Here is a 13070-nt window from a genome sequence, read left to right as displayed (position 1 = left end):
GATGGCGCAAACTCAGCAGCAGTACATCACCCCGGAGATGAAGGCCAAGCTTGAAGCTGAGCTTCAGCAGCTCATCGACAATCGCCCTGTCATCGCAGCCGAAATTAACGAACGCCGTGAAGAAGGCGACCTCAAGGAAAACGCTGGCTACGACGCCGCGCGTGAGCAGCAGGACCAGGAAGAAGCTCGCATTAAGCAGATTTCCGAACTGCTGGCTAACTCCACCACGGAGCGCTCCGGCATCGTCGAGGGTGTAGCCCACGTAGGTTCCGTCGTGCACGTCTACTACAACAATGACGAAAATGATAAGGAAACGTTCCTGATCGGTACCCGCGCGGCTTCGACGGACAACGAGGACCTGGAGACCTACTCGGAGAACTCTCCGCTCGGCGCAGCCGTAGTCGGTGCTTCCGAGGGTGAAACCCGCACCTACAACGCCCCAAATGGCCGAGAGATTTCGGTAACAATCGTCTCCGCAGAACCGTATGATTCTGTTAAGGCTTCCACGCCACGGGCGAAGTAGCCTGTCTACGCCATCGGCGTTATCCGTGATCGCTGACATTGAAGGAATTCCTGTGAATAAGTTCTTTTCCCGCAAGCTAGTACTCACCAGCGTGGTCGCACTCGGTGCTGTGGGCTTGACTGCCTGCCACCCACCACACCAAAACCCGTCGGACCTGAAGGTTGATACGGCACAAAGCCAGGACCCAACTTCGCTTCCTGGTGAGCGCGCGAAGGCAACCCCGACGAACGTAACCGATGCAGCAGGCGCTACCTCTGAGGCTGCAGTCACCGAGACTGTCACCGCTATGGGTGCTTCGGACAAGACCCCACTGGTCAATAACTGCGGCAGCGTCGGCCTTGAGCGTCCAGCTTCGCTGACTCTCAACTGCAGCGACCAGAACGATTTCCTCCAGGACATCGTGTGGGATACCTGGTCTGAGCAGCTCGCGCAGGGCACCGCTACCCGCACCACGGTCAATCCGAACCGCGAAATCGAAGATGTGCAGGTTGTCCTGGGCAACCCAGACATCGTAGATGGTGTGCTCGTGTTTAAAACCATCACCGTTGACGGCACGTCTATCAACCCTGAGGGTGCACGCTAAGTACGCTGAATACAGCAATTAGCTCCCTGCCCCGGCCCAGCGATGTTGTTGGCCGGGGCGCTTTTGAGCGCAACTAGACAAAAATACCCGGCCTCACAGTCGTGGGGCCGGGTATTTATTGCAGTGAGCGCGTGCGCTATCGCTGTTGGAAGTAAGACAGCAGGCGCAGGATCTCGGTGTAGAGCCACACCAGAGTCACTGCCAGGCCAAGTGCAACGCCCCAGGCCGCCTGCGATGGGGCGCCCATGCGCACCAACTTATCGGCGACGTCAAAGTCCTGCAGGAACGCAAGTGCGCCCAGCACGATGCAGACCAGGCTAAACACGATGGCGATGGTGCCACCACCGCGAAGCGGATTCATGCCTGTAAAGATGCTCAACAAGAGGTTGCCGACAACCAGGATGAGCACGCCGAAAATGGCTGCGGTGAGGATCCGATTAAACCGCGGGGTAACGCGAATGGCACCGGTGCGATAGACCACAAGCATGCCCGCGAAGACACCGAAGGTGCCCAAGATCGCCTGGAAGATTAACGCGCCTGCGTCCGCGCCGGCGACACTGAACTGCCCGGTGATGGCGAATGAGAACCCACCAAGGAACAGGCCCTCAGCAGCCGCGTACGCCAGGGTAATAACTGGGGAACCGTACTTTTTGCCAAATGCGTGAATCATCACGAGGACGAAACCGGCGACGGCACCGACCAGCGTCAGAATGCTGGCAATGGAGCCGTACCCACCGAGGTACAGTCCGAAGTTAATTACTGCAAAGGCGACAATTACGGCAAGGGTAATGCCGGTTTTAGTGACAACGTCGTCAACCGTCATTGGACGGTCCTCAGACACGGTGCCCGCCGATGCACCCATGGGTGCTTGCTCGTACGGGTTCGCGGCACCGTACCCCTGGTACCCAGTGCCACGTTGGGAATCTACTCCCTGCAGAGTTTTCAATACAGGGTTGTTGCTACTCACGGACCCCTGATCCTTTCTTTTGAGAACAATCGTTCACCTACTCCAACGCACTGGGTGTTGTTTTAGTTCCATGCGCCCAAAGAATTTGTCCGGATCACGCCACTGAGCGTGGCCTCTGCAGCAATCTGCACCACAATTCATGTCCATCTTTCTGGCAGCGCTATACTTCTGTACGTTTGTCGCACTCCAGGAAGGTCGCCATCCCATGCCGCCCCCAATATCAGGTTCTCACCGCTATGTCCCCGCCCTCGACGGGATCCGAACGCTAGCGGTCATGCTGGTTATCGCGTACCACCTCAACCTCCCTGGGTTCAGCGGTGGCCTGCTAGGCGTGGGCGTGTTCTTCACCCTCTCGGGGTACTTGATCACGCTTAACCTCATGCGTGGGCACTACCGGGATAACTCGCTGCACCTGAAGACGTTTTGGGTCAGGCGTTTCCGCCGTCTCATACCTGCGATGCTGACCACAGTGTTGGCAGTCGTGATTCTTTCCGTCGCGTTCGATGCGGGCAACCTTCGTGACCGCTCGTTTGAAGCGTTGAGCTCCATTTTCTACGTGAACAACTGGCATAACATCGCCGTCGGTTCATCGTACTTCGATCAGTTCAATGGCCCCGGTCCGCTGGACCATATGTGGTCACTGGCGATCGAGGAACAATTTTATCTCTTGTGGCCGCTGTTGCTGTGGGTGCTGCTGAGGGTGTTCCGTCGTGGGTGGATTGTCGCCGTCGTGACCACGGTGCTCGCCGGAGCTTCCTTTATCTGGATGTGGGTGCTCGCTGATCCTTCTATCGACGCGACTCGCGTCTACGAGGGCACCGATACCCGCGCGGGCGGGCTGCTCCTCGGCGCGGTCTTAGCAATCGTGGTTTCCTCACGGAAGCACGCCGGTAAGAACATTGGTTCCTCCCCTGTTCTGAGCACCGTTGTTGGCACCCTCGGCTTCGGCGGCATCTTCGCGCTGAGCATGCTCGTCGCGCAGGAAAACATGTTCTTGTACAAGGGTGGGATCCTGCTTCTGAACCTTGCGTCAGTTGCTGCTATCTACTCAGTCATTGGGGCGCGCGGCCCCTGGACGACCATTTTCAGCTGGGAGCCGCTTCGCTGGATCGGCGAACGCTCCTACGGTATTTACCTGTGGCACATGCCGGTGATTTACTTCATGCCGGATGCGTGGTTGCAGGATCACCGCGTGTGGTCCTCCATCCTCGTGTTTGTGCTTTCGACTGCACTTGCTGCGCTGAGCTGGACCATGTTTGAGAACCCAATCCGTCGCAATGGCGTGTTCGGGCCCCTGAAGCAATTCCGCGCACACCCGTTGGAGGCACTCCGCCCGATCACGCTTGGTTCGACGATTACGCTCGCCGCAATCATTGCAATAGGCATCCCGGCTGTGTTCGCCATGGATACCTCGAAGCCGAACACCACCATGTCCCTGCCTCAGGATGCGCAACGCGGAGGCACGCGCGACCATCGCGAGGGAAAGGACAAAGCCAAGGAAACTGAGGAAAGCTTGACGACGTCCGCCTCTGAGAAAGCTTCATGGGAGGACCAGCCTTCGGACGTGAAGATGAGCTGCGAGAAGGTCATCCACGTCGGCGATTCCACCTCGATTGGCATGTTCGATATCAACCAGCTTCCTGAAGGCGCGGTCACTGCGATTGACCGATACTTGGACGCTGGCGCAAGCGAGGTAGATACGAGCGTGTTTGGCGCTCGCGCGACGAATCAGGGATTCAACGGCAACGGAGAGAACTACCCGTCTGCGATTGAGTCCGTGCAGCAACTGCTCGCCCAGGGTGCAGCTGACGATGGCACCTGCTGGGTCATCGCCACCGGCGTGAACGACGCCGCCAACGCAGACGCTGCCCGCTCCTACGGCTACGACCCCACGGGTGAGTTGGAGGCAAACATCCGCAAGATGCTTGACCTGTTGGAGGGCTACCGCGTGATGTGGCCGACAGCCGCAACGGGTAACCCGTCGAATGGCTACTACGCCAACGAGAACATGGACGAGTTCAATGTTGCATTGCGCAAGGTTGCGAAGGAGCGTCGAGACGTAGTCGTCTACGACTGGGCGAGCGAGGCGCGCTCCAACTTGGATTGGTTCCTCGCAGACGACGAGGTGCACTACAACGCCACCGGCAATGACATCCGTGGCAAGCACTTTGCTGCCGCACTTGCTCACGCGTTCCCGAAGGATATCCCGGTAGACGCCATCCCAACGGACGCGGAGGTGACTTCCAAGGGGCCGAAGCTATAGTTTTGGGCATGGCCACTTGGAAAGAAATTGTCGCTGCAAACCCTGACCACTCCGAGAATTACGCCCAGCGGTGGCGCAACTTCGTGCAACAGGGCAAAGATATCGACGGGGAGGCCCGGCTTATCGACGCCCTCTCCGCCCGCCACTCCCGCATCCTCGATGCAGGGTGCGGGACTGGTCGCCTTGGCGGCTATCTGGCAAAGCGTGGACATATCGTCTTCGGTGTGGACATCGACCCGGTGCTGATCGGGTACGCGAAGCAAGACTTCCCCGAAGCAACTTGGGTAGTTGGCGACCTTTCCGCCGATCCGATCGAGGTCCGCGATATCGATATTGCGGTCTCGGCAGGCAACGTGATGGGGTTCCTCGCCGTCGACGGTCGCAGGCCCGCGCTTGAGAACATCTTCCGAACGCTACGTCCGGGCGGACGGTTCGTCGTCGGCTTCGGGCGTGGGCGCGGATGGGAGTTCGACGACTTCCTCACCATGTGCCACGAAGTCGGGTTCCAGCCACAGCACCAGTTTGCGAGCTGGGACTTGGAGCCGTTCACGGAGCAGTCCGGGTTCTTGGTTGCTGTGTTGCAAAAGCCAAAGGTTGATGAGCAGGCCGTTCGCTCGTTAACGAACCTACTCTAATAGTTCGCTGGCCCGACCTTACTGAACAAGGTTGACGCGATTCGCCATCCGTTGGCTACCGCCAGACGTGTAGAAGTGCACCGAGTTGTTCTCGTCTTCGGGGTGATCGCACCACATGTCACGGCCATCGCTGCCCATCTTGCACACCATCGGGTAGGTTTCGCCGGTGACGGGACTCGTCACCGAGATATCAGCCCGCGGCACCGCGTTCACGTTGGGGTTCGCCGCTACGTAGCGCCAGGTTGCGGCGTAGGCGACGTCGAAGATCTCAGCTGCAAATTCGCACGATGTTGCGGGTCCCGCCTTGATTCGGTCGCCGAACTCAGTGGTGCCACACTCCCCTCCTACTTGACCAGTGTTGATGGAGTGGCGCGTTGAAAATGTATGAGTCTCGGTATCCTCGGAGGCGCTGGTTGGGGCGGCGGTGTCCTCCGCGTGTGAATCTGTGGTGGTGATTGTTTGGGTGATCGTGGCCGGGGCTGCATCGTTGCTGCTGGAGCTCGAACCACTGTCACCGGAACAACCCACAACGCCCAAACAAGCGACTGCGATCATCCCGACTGCTGCGTATTGCTTCATTGCTTCCTCAAGGTCTTCGGAGAAAAGGGGTGCCCACAGCATAGCCGATAGGAACACAAAAGGTCCCGCTACCTGTAGGTATGCGGGACGTTGCGTTGTGCCCCCAGTGGGACTCGAACCCACACTGAATTGATTTTAAGTCAACTGCCTCTGCCGATTGGGCTATAGGGGCGCACGGGCCCATAGTACAGGCAGCACCGGGAAAACTCCCAATAGGCACCACCGGACAAAGCCCGGTAGAAACCGCTACTGGCTCACACTGATGATGCGTTTCTTTTTCCTGCCACCGTCGCCATCGGACTCACCAGTAACGGAGATCTTCTCGGCATCGAAAATGTCCGCGATGAAGTCGGCGACCCACTGCAGCAGCTCCATGTCGCGCAGGTTTGGCTGGTTGATGCCTTTGCCTTCACGTGGCATTGGTACCTGCAGTGTCTTTGCCGCAGCACGGTAATTCGCTCCCGAGTACAGGCGCTTCAACCTGACTTGCTTCGAGTCTGGCAACTCCACGGGGTGGAACTTGATCCTCGTGCCTTGAGTCAAGATATCCGAGATTCCAGCAGTTCGAGCCAAGTGGCGCACGCGTGCAACCGCGAAGAGGCGCAAGACCTCGGTCGGAAGTGGTCCGAAGCGGTCGATCATTTCCTCGGCAACCTTGCGCAGGTCCTGCTCATCGCGGGCCTCGGCAAGTTTTCGGTACACGTCCAGGCGCAGGCGCTCGGCGTTGATGTAGCTTTCGGGGATGTGGGCGTCGACAGGCAGATCCACTCGGATCTCCTTCGGGCCCTGGTCTGTCGCGTCGACGACTTCGCCGGTCATGAGCGCCTTGTACGTTTCGACGGCCTCCCCGACCAGCCGGACGTACATGTCGAAGCCAACACCTGCAATGTGGCCGGACTGCTCCGCGCCGAGCACGTTGCCGGCACCGCGCATCTCCAGGTCCTTCTGCGCGACAGCAATGCCGGCGCCGAGGTCGTTGTTCTGTGCGATGGTCGCAAGTCGGTCGTAGGACGTTTCGGTGAGTGTCTTCTCTTTCGGGTACAGGAAGTACGCGTAGCCGCGTTCGCGGGAACGCCCGACGCGCCCGCGCAGCTGGTGCAGCTGGCTCAGACCCATGTTCTGCGCGTTCTCCACGATCAGGGTGTTAGCGTTGGCGATGTCCAGGCCGGTCTCCACGATGGTGGTGCAGACAAGCACGTCGAATTCGCGGTTCCAAAACCCTTGGACTGTCTGCTCAAGCTGCTGCTCACCCATCTGCCCATGCGCGACCACGACGCGGGCCTCGGGTACGAGTTGCCGCAGGGAGCGCGCCGTCTTCTCAATATCGGAAACGCGGTTGTGGATATAAAACACCTGGCCGTCGCGGAGCAGTTCGCGTCGAATAGCTGCCGCAACCTGCTTCTCTTCCTGCGGGCCAACGTAGGTCAGCACCGGGTGGCGGTCCTCCGGAGGAGTCGTGATCGAGGTCATCTCGCGGATGCCCGTCAGGCTCATCTCCAGGGTCCGCGGGATTGGCGTCGCGGTCATCGTGAGCACGTCGACGTGACTCTTCAGGGCCTTGATGTGCTCCTTGTGCTCTACGCCGAAGCGCTGCTCCTCATCCACAATGATGAGGCCAAGCTGCTTCCAGAACACGCCCGTCTGCAGCAGACGGTGTGTGCCGATCACAACGTCGACGGAACCATCCGCCAACCCTGCCATAATCTCCTTAGCTTCCTTCGCTGAAGTAAAGCGCGACAGCTCGCGAACGGTGACCCCGAAGCCGTCCATGCGCTCGTTGAACGTGGAGTAATGCTGCTGGGCAAGAAGCGTCGTCGGCACAAGCACCGCCACCTGCTGTCCGTCTTGCACTGCCTTGAACGCGGCGCGAACAGCAACCTCGGTCTTTCCGAATCCCACGTCACCGACGATCACGCGGTCCATCGGTGTCGGCTTCTCCATGTCCTCCTTGACCGCCTCAATGGCAGCGAGCTGGTCCTCCGTTTCTACGAACGGGAACGCGTCCTCCATCTCGTGTTGCCACGGCGTGTCTGGGCCGAAAGCGTGGCCCGGCGCGGCCTGACGCTTAGCGTAAAGCTCAATGAGTTCGCCGGCGATCTCACGTACGGCGGCGCGCGCCTTGCGCTTGGTGTTCTTCCAGTCGGAGCCGCCCATCTTGGACAGCGAAGGCTTCTCGCCGCCGGTGTATTTGCTCAGCAGGTCGAGGGATTCCATCGGCACCCAGAGCTGATCGCCGGGCTGGCCGCGCTTAGCTGGTTGGTATTCCAACACGATGTACTCGCGCCGGGAGGCTTCGTCACCGGTTTTGATGGTGCGCTCGGCCATCTTGATGAACTTGCCGATGCCATGCGTGTCATGCACAACAAAATCACCGGGAGTCAGCGCGAGTGGGTCCACCCGGTTCCGGCGCCGCGGGCGGCGCCGCTTCGCGCCAGCGATGTCGCCGACGCGGTTGCCGGTCACGTCGGTTTCTGTCACTACCACGAGGTTGGGTCCGGGGAACACGAGACCTGCATGTGAAAGGGACTGGTAGACCGTGACCGCGCCATCGACGGGTTCCAACCCAGGGGTGGCGATGCGCGCCGAGATACCGTGCTCCCTCAGTCGCTCCGCCATGCGCTCAACGGTGCCCTTCGCTGGCGCCACGAACGCTACCTTGCCCCCGTTGGTTTGCACGTGCAGTTTCAACGTCGCGTAGAGCTGCTCAATTGCTTTGGGCTCGCCCTTCGGTGCGGGTGCAGCCTCGAATTCCAGCGGCAGCGTCATCGCATCATCGGCGGCAAACATGCCTGGAGGTGCGAATGTCCACCACGCGTTGCCCGCGTTGCGTGCCGACACTTCCAACGACTCGAACGAACGGAACGAGGACGCCGATACGTCCAGCCCCTCCACAGCAAGCGGGCCCTCCGCACCCATCGCCGCGGCCTCCCACCCAGCTTCCAAGAATTCCTGGTCCGTGGCTTCGAGGTCCGCGATACGGGTGCGCACCTTTTCAGGCCCAGAGACGAACACAATGCTGCCCTTCGGCATGAGCTCCGGCAGCACCGAGTACTTCGCGTCGCTGAGCACCGGGATGAGTACCTCTTCCCCATCGGCGTGGGTGTGCTCAGAGATCCGCGTGAGCAGCTGCACCAGCGTGGTATTCGACGGGTTCGTGCGGGCAAGCTCATCGGCGCGTTTGGCCACGCTGGCGTCGATAATTAACTGGCGCGCCGGAAAAAGCTCGACGGATGTGAGCTCCTCGATGGTGCGCTGGTCGGCGACGGCGAAGCTTCGGATGTCGGTGACTTCGTCGCCCCAGAACTCGAGGCGCACTGGGTACTCGGCGGTGGTCGGAAAGATATCGATGATGCCACCGCGCGTGGCGAACTCCCCGCGCTTTGCCACCATGTCGACGTGCTCGTAGGCGAAGTTGACGGCTTGTTCGGTCAGCTCCGTGAAGTCCCACTCGGTATCGACTTTCACTGTAATCGGCTCCACCGCGGGCAACACTGGCTGGCAGAAGGCGCGCGCCGAGGCGACGATGACCTGGGGCATCTCCCACAGCACCTTCGCACGGGCACCCACGACATCAGGCGCCGGCGACAACCGCTCGTGAGGCAGCGTCTCAAAAGCGGGGAAGTTGGCGACCTTGCCCTTTCCGAGCATCGCCTGCAGTTCAGCAGTCAGATCCTCCGCCTCGTGGCTCGTTGCGGTCACCAACAGCACCGGAACCTGGCGAGCCAGCGCACCCGTAGCCCACGAACGAACCTGGTCAATTCCAGTCACGTGCAGCGAGTCGACGCCGATGTTGCCCACCAAGCCCTTAAGCTTCGGGTCGGTAAGCGCCATAGTGAGCAAACCACCCAACGCAGGCGCCTGAGCTGTCTGTTCTTCCACTACTGTTCCTCCACTTCGTTCGTCATGATGCGGGGCTGTGCCTCCAACCCGCTCAACCCGTTCCAGCACAGGTTCGAAATGTGCGCCGCGACCGTCGCCTTATCCAACCGCGTATCGACGCCCCGTTGGTCCAACCACCACAACGCCGTATTCGACACGGTCCCAACCAGCGCCTGCCCGTACAGTGCCGCCACCGAAGCATCGAGGCCGCGGTGCTCAAACGCACGCTCAAGCAGGTAGGACACCTCCGCAGTTACGCGGTTCAGCACTGTCGAGTACGTTCGTTCACGTCCGAGGATCCTACCGTGCACCAGGATGATAAACCCATCAGTTTCCTCATCGATGTACGTCAGCAGAGCCAACACGCCATTATCAATGCGCTCTCGCCAGCGTCCGTTCTGGATCACTTCGACAATCGTGCGCTCGAACCGCGCCATCTCCTGCGAAACGACGGCGTCGTACAACCCGGTCTTACTGCCAAAGTGTTCGTACACGACGGGCTTCGACACATCTGCACGCAGCGCAATCTCCTCCATGGAGATTCCATCAAATCCACGTTCTGCAAAGGCAGCGCGACCAATTGCGAGCAACTGGTCCCTGCGCTGCGTTCTTGTCATTCGCTGCCGAGCCATGCATTCTAGCTTAGAGCCCACCCCGGGCATCACCCCGACAGCCCGTAAACTGCCAGCTCATCACACTTTTTAACATTTCGTGAGGTTTCGGTTACACTAGGTCGAGTAATTCCCCATGGTGTAATCGGCAACACTACGGTTTTTGGTACCGTCATTCTAGGTTCGAGTCCTGGTGGGGAAGCTTTTTATTGCCCCCGCTACCTGGCGCTTTGCCTGGGTTGGGGGTGTTTTTCGTTTTCCAGCGGGGTGAACTGTGGGGCGTTTGAGGGCGTTTGTGGGGGTTTATGTAGTCAAAATGTAGTCACGAAACTGCACGATTGACTCCGTTTACCGGAAAAGCTATATTGAAATTGCAGTGGCGGCGCTGAAACACGCGTACCGCGCTAATTCCGGCGGCCAGAGCAAAGCATTGTTCTGGCCGCTGAGCTATCTCGAAGGAACCGCCATGCTCATAGCCTACCTCGATGAATTCGGACACCAGGGCCCCTACATCCGACATGACCATAAAAAGTTTAATACACACCCAGTATTTGGTTATGCCGGGTATTTGATACCGTCGCACAGCGTTCGGCAATTTGGTGGCTATTTTGAGTACGTAAAAGAACAGCTTCTTGACTGGGAAATTACGCAAGCTAATGCGCATCCAAGACGGTGGGAAAAGAAGGGATCAGCACTCTTTACCACCGCGAATATCCGCGAGTACAAGGATGAAATCAACCCAGCGACTAAGAGGCTGTACCGAAAACTGGGAAATCTTGGTGGTCAACTCTTCTTCTTTGGACAAGAGAAGCCAATTGGCCCAGTCAGCGTCACTAAAGAGACTTCTCAAGAGCGCGAGGAACATTGTTTGATCCAAGCCATCAATAGGCTTGGCAGGATAGCGACGAAAGCCAATGAAGAGCTGCTGGTCATCATGGATGCAACTGATACGGACAACCGTGAACGTGCGGTCGCAACACTTGGCAAAACTATTTACAGCAAAACCAACAAAGATAACCGCAGCATCATTGAAGTTCCGATTCAGGCCGACAGTCACTTATACGGAACTATCCAGTTTGCTGACTGGACGTGTGCGTTGCTCGGACGGCTCACAGACTACCACTTCGCAGAACGGTCACAATTTGCTTGGTCGGTCGACCTCTGTAGAGATGTGTTCAAGCGCTGTTCGCCCTCCAGCAACTCGATTATTTGGAGCAATTCAACCGATCACTCATTGAAGTGCTCTCCAAAGCATCTAATAAACACGACAAAGTTTTGGGAAATCGCTGCGGAGCACGAAGCCAGAAACAAACGCCGTATGCAAGGCAACCAACAAATGCTGCAGCGCATCGTCTCGGCAGGTTCCCCTGACTTACAACGGAAGTTAGACGCCATTCGCGGAGGCAAAGCTTCCAAGTAATTCTTAAACCTTTTCAGGTCGTGGTCTTCCTGGAACTTAGCCTAGTGGTGATGCCCCTCCGGCATCGGCCGCAGGTTCGCCTTCTGCCCAGGCTCAACCATGACGAACTGCCCCATCATCCCTTCATCTTCGTGGAAGAGCATGTGGCAGTGGTACATGTACGCCAAGGTCGGATCCGGGTGCCAGCCGAACTCCACAATGAGGGTGACGGTTGACAGTGGCGGTACATAGATCGTGTCGTGCCAGCCTTCGGTGAAAGCAACCTCGCCGTTGTCCACCTTGTCCACCAGGAACCTGGCATTGTGTACGTGGAAGTTGTGCGGCCAGTCGGAGTTTTCGTTGGTCACGTGCCAGATTTCAGGGCCGTTGTGGTCGATCACAAAGTCGACGCGTTCCATGTCCATGGACTGCTCATTGATTTGGAAGCCGTTGAGCCGGAATTCGCGCTCCGGCGCACCAGCGACATTAGGGCGGATCACGGGGATGAGCTGCGTCGGCAGCGTGGCAAGCGCGGTGTCGTTTGCTGGGGCTTTGATCTCGAGCAAATCGAAAGTGTCCTGCAAGCCAAACCCGTTGGCGACTTCCTCGTCGGGGAGGCCTCCGCCGTTCGGGACGCCGTCACTGCGCAACATGAGGTCCTTGCCGGCTTCGAGGTCCACGATGATCTCCACACGCTCGCCTGGACTTAGCAGGACCGCGTCGGCTTCGATGGGGGCGTCGAGAAGCCCCTGATCTGTCGCGATGATGTTGAACGGCACGCCGAGGCTGAGATGGTGGAAGCGCATCGTTGCACCGTTGAAGATGCGAAGTCGAACACGGCTTGTCGACGCCTCAAAGCGCGGCTTCGTGATACCGTTCACCAGCGGCGTTGTCCCGAGGAGACCATAGGTTGGGTCGATGGTTTCGTCGAGTTGGCCATCCTCAGTGAATTTCGCATCGGTGATGATGACGGGGATGTCGTCGACACCGTATTCCTGCGGCAGGCCGAGCGCGTCGGAAGCGTCGTCGGCAACGACAATGCCCCCGGCGAGGCCGCGGTACGCGTGCAGCGCGGAAATCTCGTGCGGGTGCGGGTGGTACCAGCAGGTAGACGCCGCCTGTTCGACCTGCCAGGTCGGTTCCCAGCTCGCGCCAGGATCAAAGATGAGGGCCGGACCGCCATCAGCCGCCGCGGGCAGGTGGAGACCGTGCCAGTGGACCACCGTCGGCTCGTCGAGCTCGTTGTTCACCTTCATCTCGATCGTTTCACCTTGGCGCATGTAGAGCGTGGGCCCAAGCCATGGGCCATTGAAGCCCCAGGTCTTCGTCATGGTGCCGGGTACGATTTCGTACTCGCCTTGCTGCGCGGTGAGTTCAAAGCTGCGCGTGGTGCCGTTAAGCGTGCCCTGTTCCAGCGGCGGGATGGGCAGCGGGCGGGACTCGGCGTCAGCACCCGCGGGCGTCGCCTGCCCGGAGCGCACCCCGCCCGGACCTTCCCCGGCGCACGCTGCCAGCACTGCTACCTGCGTTAACAGTGCCCCTTTGAAGAATGTCCTTCTGCTGATGACGTTGCGGTTGGCACGTGCCGAAGCCATTGGTTCTCCTCATCCGAATGTATAAAGTCTGCTGCC

Annotated in this window: 10 protein-coding genes and 1 tRNA gene; 5 read left to right on the top strand and 6 right to left on the bottom strand. The window is 59.1% G+C overall.

Annotated features, from left to right (window positions below):
• The first annotated feature begins 1 nt into the window (after position 1).
• Both greA and KBP54_RS04010 read left to right on the top strand, forming a co-directional pair.
• Entirely contained in the window at positions 2-523 is a 522-nt protein-coding gene (gene greA, locus KBP54_RS04015; protein ID WP_070362764.1) for a transcription elongation factor GreA, read from the top strand.
• 52 nt (positions 524-575) lie between these two features.
• Complete coding sequence (locus tag KBP54_RS04010; RefSeq protein ID WP_070362765.1) at positions 576-1106, top strand: hypothetical protein; 531 nt, start codon at positions 576-578, stop codon at positions 1104-1106.
• Positions 1107-1242: 136 nt separating this feature from the next.
• Here KBP54_RS04010 and KBP54_RS04005 read toward each other — a convergent pair whose 3' ends face one another.
• Positions 1243-2073 (bottom strand): Bax inhibitor-1/YccA family protein, encoded by an 831-nt coding sequence (locus tag KBP54_RS04005; protein ID WP_070362766.1) that lies wholly within the window; start codon positions 2071-2073, stop codon positions 1243-1245.
• Between the two features lie 205 nt (positions 2074-2278).
• Here KBP54_RS04005 and KBP54_RS04000 point away from each other — a divergent pair, with 205 nt between their 5' ends.
• On the top strand, positions 2279-4336 hold the full coding sequence (locus KBP54_RS04000; RefSeq protein WP_070479322.1) for an acyltransferase family protein: 2058 nt from the start codon (positions 2279-2281) through the stop codon (positions 4334-4336).
• Between the two features lie 8 nt (positions 4337-4344).
• Complete coding sequence (locus KBP54_RS03995; RefSeq protein ID WP_070362768.1) at positions 4345-4971, top strand: class I SAM-dependent methyltransferase; 627 nt, start codon at positions 4345-4347, stop codon at positions 4969-4971.
• An 18-nt stretch (positions 4972-4989) separates the two neighbouring features.
• On the opposite strand, the gene KBP54_RS03990 is transcribed toward KBP54_RS03995, so the two are convergent.
• From KBP54_RS03990 to KBP54_RS03975, 4 genes are all read right to left on the bottom strand, one after another.
• Positions 4990-5550: a hypothetical protein gene (locus KBP54_RS03990; protein WP_141742270.1), complete on the bottom strand. Its 561-nt coding sequence runs from the start codon at positions 5548-5550 to the stop codon at positions 4990-4992.
• Positions 5551-5648: 98 nt separating this feature from the next.
• A tRNA-Leu gene (locus KBP54_RS03985) sits at positions 5649-5722 on the bottom strand.
• Positions 5723-5796: 74 nt separating this feature from the next.
• Positions 5797-9381, bottom strand: a complete 3585-nt coding sequence (gene mfd / locus KBP54_RS03980; protein WP_083433236.1) for a transcription-repair coupling factor — start codon at positions 9379-9381, stop codon at positions 5797-5799.
• Positions 9382-9428: 47 nt separating this feature from the next.
• Positions 9429-10061, bottom strand: a complete 633-nt coding sequence (locus KBP54_RS03975) for a TetR/AcrR family transcriptional regulator (RefSeq protein ID WP_070362771.1) — start codon at positions 10059-10061, stop codon at positions 9429-9431.
• 355 nt (positions 10062-10416) lie between these two features.
• Between KBP54_RS03975 and KBP54_RS03970 the strand changes: the two genes are divergently transcribed.
• A complete protein-coding gene (locus KBP54_RS03970) occupies positions 10417-11460 on the top strand; it encodes a DUF3800 domain-containing protein (protein WP_070362772.1) in 1044 nt (347 codons plus the stop codon).
• 41 nt (positions 11461-11501) lie between these two features.
• Here the strand turns inward: KBP54_RS03970 and KBP54_RS03965 are convergent, their stop codons facing one another.
• Entirely contained in the window at positions 11502-13034 is a 1533-nt protein-coding gene (locus KBP54_RS03965; protein WP_256006401.1) for a multicopper oxidase family protein, read from the bottom strand.
• Positions 13035-13070 lie beyond the last annotated feature (36 nt).

It is taken from the genome of Corynebacterium pseudogenitalium, from assembly GCF_024453815.1.
Taxonomy (GTDB): Bacteria; Actinomycetota; Actinomycetes; order Mycobacteriales; family Mycobacteriaceae; genus Corynebacterium; species Corynebacterium pseudogenitalium.
This window is presented reverse-complemented; position numbering and strand designations above follow the sequence as displayed.

Bases quoted from the DNA above. Each gene is read 5' to 3' on its own strand.
- greA (WP_070362764.1), top strand. From the start codon at position 2: ATGGCGCAAACTCAGCAGCAGTACATCACCCCGGAGATGAAGGCCAAG.
- KBP54_RS04000 (WP_070479322.1), top strand. From the start codon at position 2,279: ATGCCGCCCCCAATATCAGGTTCTCACCGCTATGTCCCCGCCCTCGAC.
- KBP54_RS03995 (WP_070362768.1), top strand. From the start codon at position 4,345: ATGGCCACTTGGAAAGAAATTGTCGCTGCAAACCCTGACCACTCCGAG.
- KBP54_RS03990 (WP_141742270.1), bottom strand. From the start codon at position 5,550: ATGAAGCAATACGCAGCAGTCGGGATGATCGCAGTCGCTTGTTTGGGC.
- mfd (WP_083433236.1), bottom strand. From the start codon at position 9,381: ATGGCGCTTACCGACCCGAAGCTTAAGGGCTTGGTGGGCAACATCGGC.
- KBP54_RS03975 (WP_070362771.1), bottom strand. From the start codon at position 10,061: ATGGCTCGGCAGCGAATGACAAGAACGCAGCGCAGGGACCAGTTGCTC.
- KBP54_RS03965 (WP_256006401.1), bottom strand. From the start codon at position 13,034: ATGGCTTCGGCACGTGCCAACCGCAACGTCATCAGCAGAAGGACATTC.